This window comes from Gottfriedia sp. NPDC057948 (assembly GCF_042887255.1).
In the GTDB taxonomy this organism is placed as follows: Bacteria; Bacillota; Bacilli; order Bacillales; family Bacillaceae_G; genus Gottfriedia.
In genome coordinates, this window is the sequence record NZ_JBHVPN010000001.1 from 753,029 (window position 1) to 768,907 (window position 15,879).

A 15,879-nucleotide genomic window follows, 5' to 3' on the forward strand; every position below is an offset into this window, starting at 1 on the left:
TTGGGTATAAAGCTAGTTACATAAAAACTCTTATCGGTAAAAAACGGAAACTAGTTTACAACAACTTTTTGTACAACTAATGCATGCGTGAGTTGAAGAAAAATGGAGTTGGATGATTGTAGTTATTATATTTTTGAAGGGATTTAATGTTGTTTATCGTAAGCAACAATCTCAAAAAAGAAACTTTGTCTCAGGTTCAACCATGGGTACAGTATGGCTAAAGAGAAGCCCGAATCCTCATGCAATTATGGAAGTTGCAGCTATTTCCTATCTGATGGGTAAAAGATAAGATTCACGGACGGCACATCAAATAGTTGAATCATGGGGAGTCGTTCTCCAGGTCCAAGCTGCGGATGTGGTGGGTCAGGTATAGGCACATGGCAGAGCAGTGGATATGTTCAAGGATATCCAATATATAGCCAAAGTGGTTATTTACATGGAGGCTATTATAATTCATTAAAACCGGTCCATCTGTTGTTTTATGGCTAGGAGCCAAATAAAACGATAGATTACTTTAGTTGGACTCTAGTTATAGAGAGTAAATAATAAGAGGAAATGGAAGACTACTAGATCAACTTGAAGAAGAATTTCAAAAATATCACTTATTTGTAGAACAAAATAAAAAACAACGAAAAAAACAATAAGCTTAAGATTTAATAATTTTAAGAAGTATTCCTATGCTTAATTTTTAAAAACTTTAAAAGAAAAAATCAAAGGGAATAAGTATTCCTCTTGATTTTTTTATTAACTATTACACTGCTAAAACTTGAAATGCTTGTCTTAATGCTTCCAATCCATCTTTATAAATCCCATTGAATAGATTGATAACTTCTTCATCAGTTACATCCACTGGAGTAAAACTGCCAGACCACTCAACAATTGATTTATTATGATCGGGATGCTCTTGAACTCGTATTGTCGATTGATAGTTTGTAATAGGGAATGGTGCTTTCATTATTGAATACGTATAAAAACGCACTTTATCATTGAATGCTTCAAGACGTTCAACAATCGCATCTCCATCCGGATTTGCCAAACTACGAACTCGTCCACCTTCTAATAATTCACTATTTGGGATATATGGTAACCAATCTGGTAGCGAGTTGAAACCGCCAATTAATTGCCATACTTTTTTTAGGATTTGCAGGAATTTCCATTGTAACGATTGTGTTAGCCATTTTATTAGCTCCTTTAATAAAGTTATTATTTAATGTCTATTGGTAATGGTGCATTTTCTGCAACTAGTTTTTGTTCTCTCATTTCTTGCCAGAATGCAGCTGGAATTACTTCATTTAATGCAGCTTGGTCTTCGGCAATTCGCTCTGGTTTACTTGCACCAGGAATGATTGTTGCAACTGCTGGATTTGATATTGAAAATTGCAGAGCTGCAGCTTTCACACTGATACCATGTCTCTTAGCAATTCCTTTGATTTTCTCAACTTTCGCGATAATTTCAGGTGATGCTTTTTGATATTCGAAGTGAGTTCCACCAGCTAGAATACCTGAGCTATAAGGACCACCAACGATAATATCAACATTTTGTTTAGCAGCTTCGGGCATTAATCGTTGAAGCGCACGATCATGATCTAAAAGTGTATAACGACCAGCTAATAAGCTAACATCAGGTTTGTATTCACCTAATTCTAATGCGATTTCGATTGGTTCTACTTTATTTACACCAAGTCCCCAAGATTTAATAACACCTTCGTCTCGTAATTGAGAAAGTACACGGAAAGCACCAGTACGTGCAATTTCAAACTGAGCGATCCACTCGTCGCCATAAAAATCTTGTGCAATATCATGAACATAGACAATGTCTAAATGATCAGTTTTCAAAAGATTTAAACTTTGTTCGATTGAACGTAAAGTTGCGTCAGCACTATAATCATTCACAATCTTATTCTTACGTCCAAATTCAAAAACTCCACCTTTTTCACCTAAATCTCGTTCAGAAACGTCTTCAAGTTCATCAAGAATTAAACGTCCAACTTTTGTACTTAAAACATATTCATCACGATTGTATCTTGATAATACTTCCCCAAGGCGCAATTCTGCTAGACCTGCACCATAGAGTGGGGCTGTATCAAAGTAACGAATGCCATGATCCCAAGCTGCTACAACAGTTGCGAAGGCTTCTTCATCAGGGATGTTACGGAACATATTTCCTAGTGGAGCAGTTCCAAAACCTAGTTTTCCTTTAAATATGTTTTTCTCTTTCATATAAATCCTCCTATATATAAATCTTCATGTAGCATGAAGTAAATTTAAATGATGTTGTTAGTGAGTAGTAATAGTGATTAACGATGTCATCTAAGGAAACTATTCTCTACAGTTGCTATTATGTAATAAATTTTTAAAGAAAAAAAGAACGTACTTTAAAGTGCGATAGTAACTTGTATGTTCTATAGGCACTTTTTGGTTACATATGTATAGGCAGTTTTTTGAGATCCAAAATCAACATTTTAATTGGCACAATCAATAAAAAATCAATTTAATTCCAATATATGGTAAAATTTACTTATTCAATATGTATTAAAAAGGAGCGGGGATAAAAATGAACATACAAAATTTTAATTTCGAATACAAACAAAAAGAGAGGAAAAATGGTAATCGTTTTGTCTCAGTAAGAGATAAAGGGGAGAATGCTTTACTGGAAGTTGAGAAGAAAGGGAATCTATTTGAAATTATTACTTATTGGAAGAATGATAAAACAACTAAGTTTACTATTCCATTAGAGCTCTTTGAAAAAATATTTAATGATATTCAATAAAGTTAACTATTATAAATAGAAATATTGGTAGGTGATTAGGATGGAATATATGTTTTTTGGCTTACTGTTAGTCATTGTTTTTGTACTTATTACAACGATTATTGATAAACTTAACAAACTAGAGAATCGAATGAAAAACATAAAGATTACTTTAGATCAGATTGCCAAAGTAGTTGAAGTACCAGAACATCCAATTAATGATGAATTGCGTAAACTTTTAAGAGAAGGAAAAGAAATTCAAGCAATTAGAGAAGTTAGAACTGGTTTAGACCTTTCATTTTTAGAAGCTAAACAGTATGTTGATGTTTTAAAAATGTGATTTGGAGAGTGCCTAAAAAGGAGTACGCATATGGTTAAACGAACTAGACGAAAAATAGGTAATTCTCATGCGATACCTTTACCTAATGGTCATTTTGCTTTCTGTCGTACATTTAGAGATGCTTCAATTGGCATATACGTTCATATTGGTGAGAATATTGTAGACATGCCAAAAATAGAAGATTATCAATTTATAGTTGGTGTATATAACGATGTATTAACTTCAGGTGATTGGCCAATAGTTGATTATCGTCCGTTTAAAGATGAATAAGAAGAATGGCCTCCTCCATATTGTATAATTGACAGTATCTCAGGCGAATACTCAATTTACCATAAAGGAGAAATTAGTAAAGTCAATAAAGCTGACTGTCAAGGATTAGAAATAGCAGCTGTTTGGGAAGCAGAAAATATAATTGATAGAATTACAGGCGATGAACCATGGACTAGGTTGTAGTAGGGAAGACAAACAAAGATGATGCAAAATTAGTTACTGCAATTGAAACATTATTGATTTATAAGTAAAATTTAACAGTTCAAAAACGCAACTAAAATGTTCATAAAGCTCATCTTAGTTACGTTTAATTGTTTAAATGACAGTAACGTTTCGTTTTTTATAATGTGCAGTTATTTTTTTCAAAGCATATTCGACTTCTTCATCAGTTGGCGTTTCGATCCCTTCTAATGGATATTCAAGTCCAAGTTCCTTCCATTTATAAACCCCTAGCTTATGATACGGAAGGATTTCAACTCGATCTACGTTTATAAGTGTGCCAATAAATTCGCCTAGCTTTGTTAAATCTTCTTCATCATCTGTTACTGTCGGAATCAAAACATGACGGATCCATACAGGTATTTGTCGTTCAGATAACAGCTGAGCAAAATCGATTATGTGATCGTTTGGCATCCCTGTTAATTTAATATGTTTTTTGCGATTAATGTGCTTTAAGTCCAATAAGATAAGATCTGTATAACCTAATAGTTCATCTAGGTTATTCATATACGTTTTTGACTCTGCATTAAAAGATCCGCCGGAAGAGTCTATTGTCGTATGAATCCCTTTCTTTTTACACTCTTTAAATAATTCAATCAAAAACGGCATTTGTAGCAGGGGCTCTCCACCACTTACTGTTATGCCACCACCAGACGGTTGAATAAAAGGTAAATAGCTTTCCAATTCTTTCATGATTTCAGAAACGGATACTTTTTTCCCTGTACCAATCTCCCAAGTATCTGCATTATGGCAAAATTGACAGCGTAGAAGGCAACCTTGTGTAAATACAACATACCGTATTCCTGGGCCATCAACAGTGCCCAAGCTTTCAATTGAGTGAATGTTTCCTTCCACTAGTACTCCTCCTTTTATAATGATTCGTGGAATGTTCGGTTAATAACATCGAGCTGTTGCTCTTTCGTTAACTTAATAAAGTTTACGGCATAACCCGATACACGAATGGTTAATTGAGGATACTCTTCAGGATGTTCCATCGCCTTCATTAATGTTTCTCGATTCAATACGTTTACATTTAAATGGTGACCAGATTTGATTGCATATCCATCTAAAATGGACACGAGGTTGCCGATTTGGTCATCTTTTTCTTTCCCTAGTGCTTTTGGAACAATTGAGAACGTATTAGAGATTCCATCCATTGCGTCAGCATATGGAAGTTTAGCAACAGATGCAAGTGAAGCGAGAGTCCCTTTTACATCTCGACCATGCATTGGATTCGCTCCAGGTGCAAATGGTTCACCTGCTCGTCGAGTATCTGGTGTATTACCTGTTTTCTTACCATAAACAACATTCGACGTAATCGTGAGAACAGATAACGTATGAAGTGAATTACGATACGTTGGATGTTTACGTAACTTCTGCATAAATGTTTCCACAAGCTCTACTGCGATACTATCTACTCGATCATCATTGTTACCGTATTTCGGATACTCACCAGTTGTTTCGAAATCAACTGCTAGACCATTCTCATCACGGATTACTTTCACTTGGCCATACTTAATCGCACTTAATGAATCAGTTACTACACTTAATCCTGCAATACCAGTCGCCATTGTACGTAAAATTTTGGTATCGTGTAACGCCATCTCAATGCGTTCATAACTGTACTTGTCGTGCATGTAATGAATGACATTTAGTGTGTTAATGTAAAGGCCTGCAAGCCAGTCCATTACGTTATTAAACTTTTGCATGACCTCATTATAATTTAAAATATCTGAGGTAATCGGTTGGAATTGTGGCCCTGCCTGTATCTTTAATTTTTCATCAACACACCCATTGATTGCATATAAGAGTGCTTTTGCAAGATTTGCCCTCGCACCAAAGAACTGCATTTGCTTCCCTATTTCCATTGCGGAAACGCAACAAGCAATCCCATAATCGTCGCCATATTCAGGTCGCATAATATCATCATTCTCATACTGAATCGAGCTCGTATTAATTGACGTTTTTGAACAGAATCGTTTAAAGTTCTCCGGTAGTTGCGGTGACCATAGAACGGTTAAGTTTGGTTCTGGAGCTGGACCTAAATTATCTAGGGTATGCAAGAAACGGAAAGACGTTTTGGTGACAAGTGATCTTCCATCGTTCGACATGCCACCAATTGATTCAGTTACCCAAGTTGGATCACCACTAAATAATTCGTTGTAGTCAGGTGTTCTAGCAAACTTTACAATACGAAGTTTCATGACAAAATGGTCAACGATTTCTTGAATTTCTTCCTCTGTAATAGTCTTTTTCTGTAAATCACGCTCTACATAAATATCTAAGAAGGTAGAGATACGTCCTATGCTCATAGCCGCTCCATTTTGCTCTTTAATCGCTGCAAGATATGCTAGGTACAACCATTGAAATGCTTCTTGTGTATTGGCTGCAGGTCGTGATAAATCAAATCCATAAATGGTTCCAAGTTCTTTTAACTCGTTTAATGCTCGGTACTGTTCGGACATTTCTTCACGTAATCGGATTGTATCTTCTGACATGACATTGCTTGTATTGTGAAACTCTTTTAATTTTTCAGCCATTAAGAAATCAATGCCGTATAAAGCGACACGTCGGTAGTCCCCAATAATTCGTCCGCGTCCATAGGCATCAGGAAGTCCTGTAATAATACCCGTTTTTCGAGCCATAACCATTTCTTTTGTGTACGCATCGAACACACCTTGATTGTGTGTTTTTCGGTAGTCTGTAAAGATTTGTTGTATTTCAGGATCGAGTTCGTATCCATATGCTTCACATGCGGCTTTTGCCATACGTATTCCACCAAATGGTTGCATGGAACGTTTAAATGGTTCGTCGGTTTGAACACCAACCACTTTTTCAAGTTCCTTATTTAAATAACCAGCTCCATGTGATGTGATCGTGGATACCGTTTTCGTATCCATATCATACATTCCGCCTCGTTCTCTTTCTTGCTTTGTTAGTTCCATGACTTGTGCCCATAACGTATTTGTTGCTTCTGTAGGTGCTGATAAAAATTCGTCATTTCCTTTGTATTCTATATAATTTAAATTGATAAATTCACGTACATTGACCTTTCTTGTCCATGAACCTTCCTTAAAACCTTGCCATTGTTCCAATAATCCCACCTCTTATGTATTGAATTCAAACTACCTTTGATAGTTTGCACATTTTTCAATAAAGATGTAATAACAAAATTTCTCAATAATGAAACCTTTTTATTTTCACATAATAAAATTACCCGTGCGAAAAAAGGGGTTAAATTAAGTGATTTTTTTAGGGGGTACATCATGGCAGTTGATAAAAAACAAGTAACAGCGGATACTTCAGAAGTTACTCAAACAATCAATGAAATGGTTGAAAAAGGCCAACAAGCTTTAGCTAAATTCGAAAGTTACACACAAGAGCAAGTTGATAAAATTTGTCATGCAATGGTTCTAGCAGGATTAGATAATCATATGCGACTAGCAAAAATGGCGGTTGAAGAAACTGGCCGAGGTGTATATGAGGATAAAATTATTAAAAATATTTTTGCAACTGAATATATATGGAATAGCATCAAGGATAACAAAACCGTTGGTGTCGTTCGAGAAGATAAACAAGCAGGGATTATTGAGATTGCAGAACCAGTTGGGGTAATCGCGGGTGTAACACCAACAACGAATCCAACATCAACAACAATGTTTAAATCGATTATTTCAATTAAAACAAGAAATCCAATTATTTTTGCGTTTCATCCATCTGCTCAAAACTGTAGTTTAGAAGCAGCTCGCATCCTTTTAGAAGCTGCAGTAGTTGCAGGTGCACCAGAAGACTGTATCCAATGGATTAAAGTACCTTCAATTGAAGCAACTAAGCAGTTGATGAACCATGAAGGAGTTTCATTAGTTTTAGCAACTGGTGGTTCTGGAATGGTGAAGTCAGCATACAGTACAGGAAAACCAGCGTTAGGTGTTGGTCCTGGTAACGTTCCTTGTTATATTGAAAAAACAGCAAATATTAAACAAGCATGTAATGATTTAATGCTTTCAAAAACGTTTGATAATGGGATGATTTGTGCTTCAGAACAATCCATTGTAGTTGACGAATCTATTTACGACGAAGTAAAACAAGAGTTAATTGATAATAAGTGTTATTTCGCAAACTCAGAAGAGAAGAAGAAATTAGAAGGTCTTGTGATTAATGAAAATACATGTGCGGTTAATGCAGATATTGTTGGTAAATCACCTTATGAAATCGCAAAAAAAGCTGGTATCGATGTTCCGCAAGATACAAAAATATTGATTGTTGAATGTGAACGAGTTGGTGAACCGTTAACGCGTGAAAAATTAAGTCCAGTGCTTGCAGCGATTAAAGTAAAAGGCAAAGACGAAGGCATTAAAACGTGTGACGAGATCTTACATTTCGGTGGTCTAGGTCATTCTGCTGTTATCCATACAGGTGACGAAGAAATTCAAAAAGAATTCGGGCTACGGATGAGAGCGTATCGTATTATTTTTAATTCACCTTCTACTCATGGTGGAATTGGAGATATTTACAATGCGTTTATTCCATCCCTTACATTAGGCTGTGGCTCATATGGTAAGAACTCAGTTTCCGCCAACGTGACTTCAACTCATCTATTGAATTTCAAAAAATTAGGAAGAAGAAATACGAATATGCAATGGTTCAAAATACCGCCTAAAATTTATTTTGAAAAGTATTCAACTCAATACTTAGAAGTGATGCAAGGTATTAAGAAAGCGTTTATTGTTACTGACGCAGCAATGGTAAAACTTGGTTATGTTGATGTCATCAAATACCATTTAGAAAAACAAGGGGAAAATATTCAGATTGAGATTTTCTCCGATGTTGAACCTGATCCATCAGACTTAACGGTATACAAAGGTGCAGAACGTATGCGGTCATTTGAACCAGATACGATTATTGCTTTTGGTGGTGGTTCCGCAATGGACGCTGCAAAAGGAATGTGGCTATTCTATGAGTATCCAGAAACTGATTTAGAAGGACCAAAATTGAAGTTCTTAGATATTCGTAAGCGCGCTTACAAGTATCCTCACTTGGGTCGCAAAGCGAAATTCGTTGCTATTCCAACCACTTCAGGAACTGGTTCAGAAGTAACACCATTTACGGTTATTACCGATAAAGCGAAAAACGTAAAATACCCATTAGCTGATTATGAGTTAACACCGGACGTTGCAATAATTGATCCGCAATTCGTCGCAACTATACCAAAATCGATCACGGCTGATACAGGTATGGACGTATTAACTCATGCGATTGAAGCGTATGTAAGTGTATTAGCGAACGATTATACCGATGGTCTTGCAATGCAAGCAATCAAAATGGTATTCACTTACTTACCAAGAGCATACCATGATGGTAGTGATCTTGAAGCTCGTGAAAAAATGCATAATGCTTCAGCTATTGCGGGTATGGCATTTGCCAATGCCTTCCTTGGAATTAATCATAGTTTGGCACACAAAATTGGAGCAGAGTTCCATATTCCACATGGACGTGCGAATACTATTTTAATGCCACATGTGATCCGTTATAATTCGCAAAAACCAACTAAGTTTGTGTCGTTCCCTAAATATAAGTTTTTCATCGCTGACCAACGTTATGCTGAGATTGCTCGTATGCTAGGGCTACCAGCATCAACAACGGAAGAAGGCGTGGATAGCTTAATCAAGGCAATCGTAAAATTAGGAAAAGAATTAGGAATTGAAATGAGTATTCGTGGTCAAGGAATTGATGAAAATGAGTTCTTAGAAAAGGTTTCGTATTTAGCGGATAAAGCTTTCGAGGACCAATGTACAACAGCAAATCCGCGTTTACCGCTTGTGAAGGAGCTTGAAGAAGTCTATTTAAATGCATATAGAGGATTTTAAATGAAAAAGCAGATGGCATAATAACCATCTGCTTTTTTTATTCACAAGCTGGATTTCTTGGAATTTTTTTGAACTCAACGTCTTCCACATGTCTAACTCTCTTGGTGACAATCACGACATGATTAGCTGTCCATATATACTGGGGGAAATTATTTTCATCTACCATCATAGCCTGAAAAGTTTCACCCATCATTTCTTCAAACTCCTCTTCAGTCAGCGGATCATTTTCATACATAAATTCAATCCATTCACACTTAAGCATCATTTTTTACACTCCTTCTAGGATAAATTTCGTTAGTTCAGTCATATAAATATTATCAAAATATTGATAAAAATTAGAAAGTGGAGTTGAGATGAATTAACGTATAGGAGGACAGAAGCAACCTTATCATATCCATTCGTTTCATTTTGATTACCAAAGAAGTTTTTTACTGATTATCTACTAACAATCATGCAAACGCTTAGATGAAATCTAATTGCAAGGAGCAGTGTTGTTAAACTGCTCTTTTTATTATTCTATGACAAGTTTTTTCTATCTGTTGAATATCTTTTTTTGTTTGGCTTTTTCACATATTTCAATAGAATGTTAATTGTATCTTTACCTTACTTAGCTTATAAACCGGATGATGAATTTGTATGTAATTACACGACAACTATATCCACGTCATAAAATAGTAAAACTTCTATGAAGTATATTTATATTATGTCCTTTGCAAAATGGATTATTTAACCTAACAAATAAAAAGATACTTACTCCAAATTTTGTAAGGATTTTCACAAGAATTTTCCTATGATTATAATGTGTTCTTAGCTAGAACTAAATAGTAATAAGGGAGTGTAAAAATGGATAAAGACAGCGTTTGATATTATTCCAATGCGCATTAGAGACGACTTAGTTAAATTACTTCTTATTTTCTGAATGGTATCATAAAAAGTTTCTATCCACATTAGAGACAAGTAATTGTAGTATATTTGCAAACAAAAAAGACACACCGTCATCGTGTGCCTTTTTTGTCGGTTACTGTGTTTCACAGTTGAAAGAAAAACGTTCACAATTTTTCTATTCATGCCTGTACCATTATGGGTACAAATAGATAATATCCATCAAATATATTTCTATACCTGTGATCGAAATGAGTGAACAAACGATAAATGTTTTAACTATATGAATTATATGTGCTGTTGTATCAATAGCCCCTAAGTTTGTTGTTCAATTAACGATGCTTTAGTTGAATAACGATCGACTGCTTTGGCGCTCTTTTTTTTATAATGCAAGTTGTTTGAACAAGGAAAGGTTAATTTTCAGTGATTAACATCTTTATTTTGCTTATAAATTCAATTGGTGTACATAAGAAATTCGAGCAGCAAATGGCTACTTTTTTATTTAAGAATTTGGCTAAATTTTCAATTTTAATATTGTACACAAAATGTACACTATTTCACAATCCGAAATACTATTTGGATGTTATTATTCAAGTATAGTAATTCACTTGAAAAGAAGAGGGGGAATTAAAAGAAGAACGATATCATTCTAATGTTGTTAAAGGATTTAAAAGTATTTGAAAATCTTCAATTTTAGGAGGCAAATAGATGATTAATATCATGTTAGTTTGTTCAGCGGGAATGTCAACGAGTTTACTTGTCAACAAAATGAAAGATTATGCAACTAAGGAAGGAATCGATGTGAATATCTGGGCAAATGCAGAAGCAGAAGCAAAATCCGTTTGGGAGAAAGCAGATATTATTCTTCTTGGACCTCAAGTGAAATACCTTGAAGGAAAAATTAACGAAATGGTTCAACACAAAATCCCCGTAACCGTGATTGATATGATGTCTTATGGCACTATGAATGGAAAAAAAGTTTTGGACGATGCACTTGCTCGATTAGGATAATGGTTTCGCGAAAAAAAGAAAAACAATTAAGGGAGGATTCACTATATGAATCGTTTCATAAAATGGATGGAAGAGCACTTTGTACCAATTGCTGCTAAAATTGGTGGACAGCGTCACTTAGTCGCAATTCGCGATGGATTCGTCGCGTTAATGCCATTAGTCATGGCTGGATCATTAGCCGTCTTATTAAACAATGTTTTCTTTACACCAGCCTCACTGATTGCAGAATGGTTTAACTTAAAGCCAGAAACAAGTGGTTATCTGCAATTTACAACTAAATACCTTCAACCACTAATGGGGAATATCTGGTGGGGAACATTTGCGGTTCTATCACTCGTTTTGGTCTTTACAGTCGCATACAGTTTAGCAAAATCGTATAATGTAAACCCTTTATCAGCTGCCGTCGTTGCTGTAGCAGGTTTTCTTGCATTAACACCTCAAGGGGTAACAATTACCTTAGCAGATGGAAAAACGACACAAGGAACATGGGGGAACTTTGGTTGGCAATACTTTAACTTCGGAGCGTTATTAACAGCGATCATCGTCACATTGGTCATCACACAAATTTTCATCTTTTTAATGAAGAAAAATCTTACTTTAAAATTACCAGATAATGTACCACCAGCAGTTGGACGTGCATTTGCGGCGATCATACCTGGTTTAGTAGCGATTATCGTTGGCGCGTTTGTGCCAGTATTATTCTCAATCTTAAATGAAGCAAAAATCTTAGTCGAAACAAATCTCTTCGACTTAATTACAAAATTTATTACCGATCCATTCATGCATTTATCACAAAATCCATTCTCGGCAATTATCTACGTTTTAATGATACAAGTACTATGGTTCTTCGGTTTACATGGTGGCAACATGATGGGTGCCATTACAAACGCGATTTATCTGCCACAAGTTGCAGCCAATGCAAGTGGTGGGCACAACGTCTTCACATCTGTTTTCTTCGATTCATTTGTTCACCTTGGCGGTGCTGGTGCGACATTAGCACTAGTTATCGCAATCTTTATCGCTTCTAAGCGTCGAGATTACCGTGAAATTTCGAAAATAGGCGGAGCGGCCTCACTCTTCCAAATAAACGAACCAATCATGTTTGGATTACCAGTCGTGTTAAGTCCGATTTTAATCATTCCGTTCATGATCGTGCCAGTAGTCTTAACCCTTACAGCTTATATAGCAACTGTAACAGGCTTCATTGGGTATACAAACGTCGTTGTACCTTGGGTAACACCAGTTGGTCTAAGTGCATTTTTATCGACATCTGGAGACATCAAAGCCGCTTTAGTGGCGATTATCAACCTAGCGATTGCGGTTGTCATTTATTACCCATTCATTAAATTAGCGAACCGTCACGAATCTGAAAAAGTTTCATAAAAACGAACAGAGAGAAGAGAAGAAAGCATTCTTTTCTCTCTGTTTTAAAAAAAAGTAGGAGGAATGTAAAGTGGAACAGAACGAATTAATTTGTTTTCAAATCATTTCAGCAGTTGGATCTGCAAAGTCCATGTATTTAGAAGCGATGGTTGAAGCGAAAAATGGGGATTTTGAAAAAGCTGCTTTGTTAATAGAAGAAGGACGAGATGTGTTTCTAAAAGGACATCACTATCACGCAAAATTAATCCAACAAGAAGCAAGTGGTGAAAAAACGGACATTAACTTACTATTGGTTCACGCTGAAGATCAAATGATGAGCGCAGAAACGATCAAAATAATGGCAGAGGAGTTTATTGGTTTATACAAGAAACTAGCTGCTTTTGAAGGTGCGAAATAATGGAATTAATCGTACTGTTAAAAGTTCGGGCAGAAGAGGTATTCGAGCAATTGCTTCATTCCATTCTACATGACATCAAGCAGAGTACAGGTCAGACGATTTCGAAAGAACAATTAGCGAAAGAATTTTCCTATCAAAAGAACATCAAAAACCGCATGGGTTATGATACAGCAGTGAAAGTTCATATCGATGAGCTAATTCCATCGAAAGAATATCGGGCAACGATTGAACATTCAAAAGGAATCAATACAATGGCATACACCCTAACTGATACCGAAAAAGGCGTCGAGATCCACTATAAAGAGAGTTACCAAGCCTCATCAACACTGCAAAATTTGAATTACAGTTTAGCCTCCATATTTTTCGCTAGAAAAAGCAAAAAGAACATGAGCAAGCAATTTGCTTATCTCGAAGAAGTAATCCGAAAAGAAAACCTATCCTGTCAAAAAGAGGTGATATGATGCCTAGATTAGGTGTCTCAATTTATCCAGAAAACTCCTCAAAAGAAAAAGATCTGGCGTATTTATCGCTAGCTGCAAAATATGGGTTTAAACGAGTGTTTACTTGTTTATTAAGTGTTGAAGGGAAAAATGTAGACGAAATCAAAGACGAATTCAAAGAAATCATTGGTCATGCGAATTCATTAGGCATGGAAGTGATTTTGGATGTTGCACCCAATATTTTTTCGAAACTGGGTATCACTTATGAGGACTTGAGCTTCTTTGCTGAATTAGGTGCAGCAGGCATTCGATTGGATGAGGGGTTTGACGGTGCAAAAGAAGCATTCATGACTTATAACCCATTTAATCTAAAAATTGAAATTAATGCCAGTATTGGTACTAAATATATAGATAATATTTTAAGTTATAAAGCAAATAAAGAATATATTATTACCTGCCATAACTTTTACCCGCAAATGTATTCAGGATTAAGCTTCAAACATTTTGAAAAATGCAGTAAAGATGTAAAAGACCTTGGTTTAAAGGTTGCAGCATTTGTTTCTAGTCAGAATAACTCAACTTTTGGCCCTTGGCCAGTGAATGAGGGACTTTGTACGTTAGAGGAGCATCGTTTTCTTCCAATTGATGTAGCCGCCCGTCACTTATTCGCAACTGGTTTAGTAGATGATGTAATCGTAGCCAATGCGTATGCTAGCGAAGAAGAACTAAAGACACTTAGTAAGGTCAATCCATCAAAGTTATCTTTCAAGATCGATTTAAATGACAATGTGAGCGATGTGGAAAAAGAAATTATTTTTAAATTCCCTCATTTTGTTCGTGGAGACATGAGTGAATATATGGCAAGATCAACAATGTCACGAATTTCGTATAAAGATGCAAGCATTGAGCCGCATCACAACGATGAATTAAAACGTGGTGATATCGTAATTATCAATAATGAATATGGTCGTTATAAAGGTGAACTCCATCTTATTTTAAAGGACATGCCAAATGATGGTCGTAAAAATATAGTTGGTCGGATACCAGAAAATGAATTGAAACTCTTAGATTACATTGAACCTTGGAGAGTATTTGAAATTATCCAATAAGGAATGACACAAATCCAATAGGTACTCATAATGGGTGGAAAATATTCTACATGTTCGCTAGTAAGTAGAGAGGTTTTCACCCTTTTTGCAGTTTACAGGCCATGAATAATACTGCAGCCTATCCCAATTCTTACAAAAAATCTTGTTACGCTTATAAATGAACTAGATGTAAAAAATAAAGTTGTTGTTTTAATTGAATAAAACTTTACGATTGTAAACGAACGGAGGCAAAAATGCTCCTTAAATATATTTTTATCAACCTATGCACCATTGTCACTTTCTTTTATTTTGCATCACCTTATTTATGGGGTGGTCAAAAATTACGAAAAAAAAACCTAATCTTTCGAAACATTTTCATCGGAATAATATTAAGTGGGTTAACTTTTATATTGTTAAAATTCCCTTACATCACAAATGATAACATTTCTATTCAAATTAAATTGATCAGCCTTCTGATTGCGACTGTTTTTTTTAGTAGTACAACTTTGATCACAATCTGCTCGTTAAATATTTTCATGCTTTATTTTATAAATGGTTACAATGATATTTTTATCGCCGATTTGATTTTACAAGTATCCATTTTATGTTTCGGTTTATTTATGATTCTCCAAAACTGGAGTGAAAAAAAACGCATCATCGCCCTAATCCCGTTTGCTATTTTCATCAAATTAACTGCTTTTTACGTAATTGATTTGTGGACATACTATCCAATTGGCGAAGTTGATGAAGGACGATTAATTAGAACAGTTTACTATTGGTTAGTCTTGTTTATCCCTGCTCTTTTCTTCAGTTTACACATTGCTTATCTTACGCGAAATACAGAATCAGAATCAATGAAAATAGTTGGAAAACAAGACCTAAAAAGCTAGTAAATATGTAATATTAACTAAATGAAAAAGGCATTGGATTTTTAATTTCCAAGGTCTTTTTTAATTTGTTTAACATAATATAACTTTCATAATTTAAATAATTATGTAATTGTGTTTTATGACCACTAGCAAAAATTTATTTTAACAAAACCAATCGCTTTAAGAATAAAAAAGACATTTTATTCAATAAATTAAAAAAAGCTAATGTAAACCCTTTCAAAATTTTTATTTTTCAAAAGGGATTGACAACTTATATCAAATTCATTAAGATGAATAAAAATAAAACGAAAAAGGAGACATGAACATGTTTTTCGCACGCACGAATAATGGGCTACAACATCAT

At 35.1% G+C, this 15,879-nt stretch carries 15 protein-coding genes and 1 pseudogene; 11 read left to right on the forward strand and 5 right to left on the reverse strand.

Annotation, left to right across the window (positions count from 1 at the left end; genetic code table 11):
• Positions 1-133: 133 nt before the first annotated feature.
• Positions 134-289, forward strand: coding sequence for a hypothetical protein (locus ACFVRR_RS03480; RefSeq protein ID WP_387324658.1), 156 nt, complete (start codon positions 134-136; stop codon positions 287-289).
• Between the two features lie 462 nt (positions 290-751).
• Here ACFVRR_RS03480 and ACFVRR_RS03485 read toward each other — a convergent pair.
• Positions 752-1,178: pseudogene (locus ACFVRR_RS03485) on the reverse strand (SRPBCC family protein).
• A gap of 25 nt (positions 1,179-1,203) precedes the next feature.
• The gene (locus ACFVRR_RS03490; RefSeq protein WP_387324660.1) at positions 1,204-2,220 is read right to left on the reverse strand and encodes an aldo/keto reductase; all 1,017 of its coding nucleotides are present in this window, start codon (positions 2,218-2,220) and stop codon (positions 1,204-1,206) included.
• Between the two features lie 334 nt (positions 2,221-2,554).
• Between ACFVRR_RS03490 and ACFVRR_RS03495 the strand changes: the two genes are divergently transcribed.
• From ACFVRR_RS03495 to ACFVRR_RS03505, 3 genes are read left to right on the forward strand one after another with little or no spacing between them, the layout of a single operon-like run.
• Complete coding sequence (locus ACFVRR_RS03495) at positions 2,555-2,770, forward strand: hypothetical protein (RefSeq protein ID WP_387324662.1); 216 nt, start codon at positions 2,555-2,557, stop codon at positions 2,768-2,770.
• A 40-nt stretch (positions 2,771-2,810) separates the two neighbouring features.
• Positions 2,811-3,089 (forward strand): hypothetical protein, encoded by a 279-nt coding sequence (locus ACFVRR_RS03500; protein ID WP_387324665.1) that lies wholly within the window; start codon positions 2,811-2,813, stop codon positions 3,087-3,089.
• A gap of 30 nt (positions 3,090-3,119) precedes the next feature.
• Positions 3,120-3,359 carry an Imm26 family immunity protein gene (locus ACFVRR_RS03505; protein WP_387324667.1) on the forward strand — a complete coding sequence of 80 codons (240 nt, stop codon included), beginning with the start codon at positions 3,120-3,122 and terminating at the stop codon, positions 3,357-3,359.
• Between the two features lie 315 nt (positions 3,360-3,674).
• Here ACFVRR_RS03505 and pflA read toward each other — a convergent pair whose 3' ends face one another.
• The gene (gene pflA, locus ACFVRR_RS03510; RefSeq protein ID WP_387324670.1) at positions 3,675-4,433 is read right to left on the reverse strand and encodes a pyruvate formate-lyase-activating protein; all 759 of its coding nucleotides are present in this window, start codon (positions 4,431-4,433) and stop codon (positions 3,675-3,677) included.
• Positions 4,434-4,447: 14 nt separating this feature from the next.
• On the reverse strand, positions 4,448-6,673 hold the full coding sequence (gene pflB, locus ACFVRR_RS03515) for a formate C-acetyltransferase (RefSeq protein ID WP_387324673.1): 2,226 nt from the start codon (positions 6,671-6,673) through the stop codon (positions 4,448-4,450).
• A 171-nt stretch (positions 6,674-6,844) separates the two neighbouring features.
• Here pflB and adhE point away from each other — a divergent pair, with 171 nt between their 5' ends.
• Complete coding sequence (gene adhE / locus ACFVRR_RS03520; RefSeq protein ID WP_387324675.1) at positions 6,845-9,445, forward strand: bifunctional acetaldehyde-CoA/alcohol dehydrogenase; 2,601 nt, start codon at positions 6,845-6,847, stop codon at positions 9,443-9,445.
• Between the two features lie 37 nt (positions 9,446-9,482).
• On the opposite strand, the gene ACFVRR_RS03525 is transcribed toward adhE, so the two are convergent.
• On the reverse strand, positions 9,483-9,710 hold the full coding sequence (locus tag ACFVRR_RS03525) for a hypothetical protein (RefSeq protein WP_387324677.1): 228 nt from the start codon (positions 9,708-9,710) through the stop codon (positions 9,483-9,485).
• A 1,325-nt stretch (positions 9,711-11,035) separates the two neighbouring features.
• On the opposite strand from ACFVRR_RS03525, the gene ACFVRR_RS03530 reads away from it, so the two are divergent.
• The 6 genes from ACFVRR_RS03530 to ACFVRR_RS03555 all read left to right on the forward strand — a co-directional run bounded on the left by ACFVRR_RS03530 (position 11,036) and on the right by ACFVRR_RS03555 (position 15,536).
• Positions 11,036-11,338, forward strand: coding sequence for a PTS sugar transporter subunit IIB (locus tag ACFVRR_RS03530; protein WP_387324680.1), 303 nt, complete (start codon positions 11,036-11,038; stop codon positions 11,336-11,338).
• Between the two features lie 45 nt (positions 11,339-11,383).
• Entirely contained in the window at positions 11,384-12,721 is a 1,338-nt protein-coding gene (locus ACFVRR_RS03535; RefSeq protein WP_387324682.1) for a PTS sugar transporter subunit IIC, read from the forward strand.
• Positions 12,722-12,791: 70 nt separating this feature from the next.
• Positions 12,792-13,118 carry a PTS sugar transporter subunit IIA gene (locus tag ACFVRR_RS03540; protein WP_387324685.1) on the forward strand — a complete coding sequence of 109 codons (327 nt, stop codon included), beginning with the start codon at positions 12,792-12,794 and terminating at the stop codon, positions 13,116-13,118.
• A complete protein-coding gene (locus ACFVRR_RS03545) occupies positions 13,118-13,579 on the forward strand; it encodes a DUF3284 domain-containing protein (RefSeq protein WP_387324687.1) in 462 nt (153 codons plus the stop codon). The genes ACFVRR_RS03540 and ACFVRR_RS03545 overlap by 1 nt, the downstream gene beginning before the upstream one ends.
• On the forward strand, positions 13,579-14,667 hold the full coding sequence (locus ACFVRR_RS03550) for a DUF871 domain-containing protein (protein ID WP_387324689.1): 1,089 nt from the start codon (positions 13,579-13,581) through the stop codon (positions 14,665-14,667). Before ACFVRR_RS03545 ends, ACFVRR_RS03550 begins: the two co-directional genes overlap by 1 nt.
• 233 nt (positions 14,668-14,900) lie before the next feature.
• Positions 14,901-15,536 carry a hypothetical protein gene (locus ACFVRR_RS03555; protein WP_387324691.1) on the forward strand — a complete coding sequence of 212 codons (636 nt, stop codon included), beginning with the start codon at positions 14,901-14,903 and terminating at the stop codon, positions 15,534-15,536.
• Positions 15,537-15,879 lie beyond the last annotated feature (343 nt).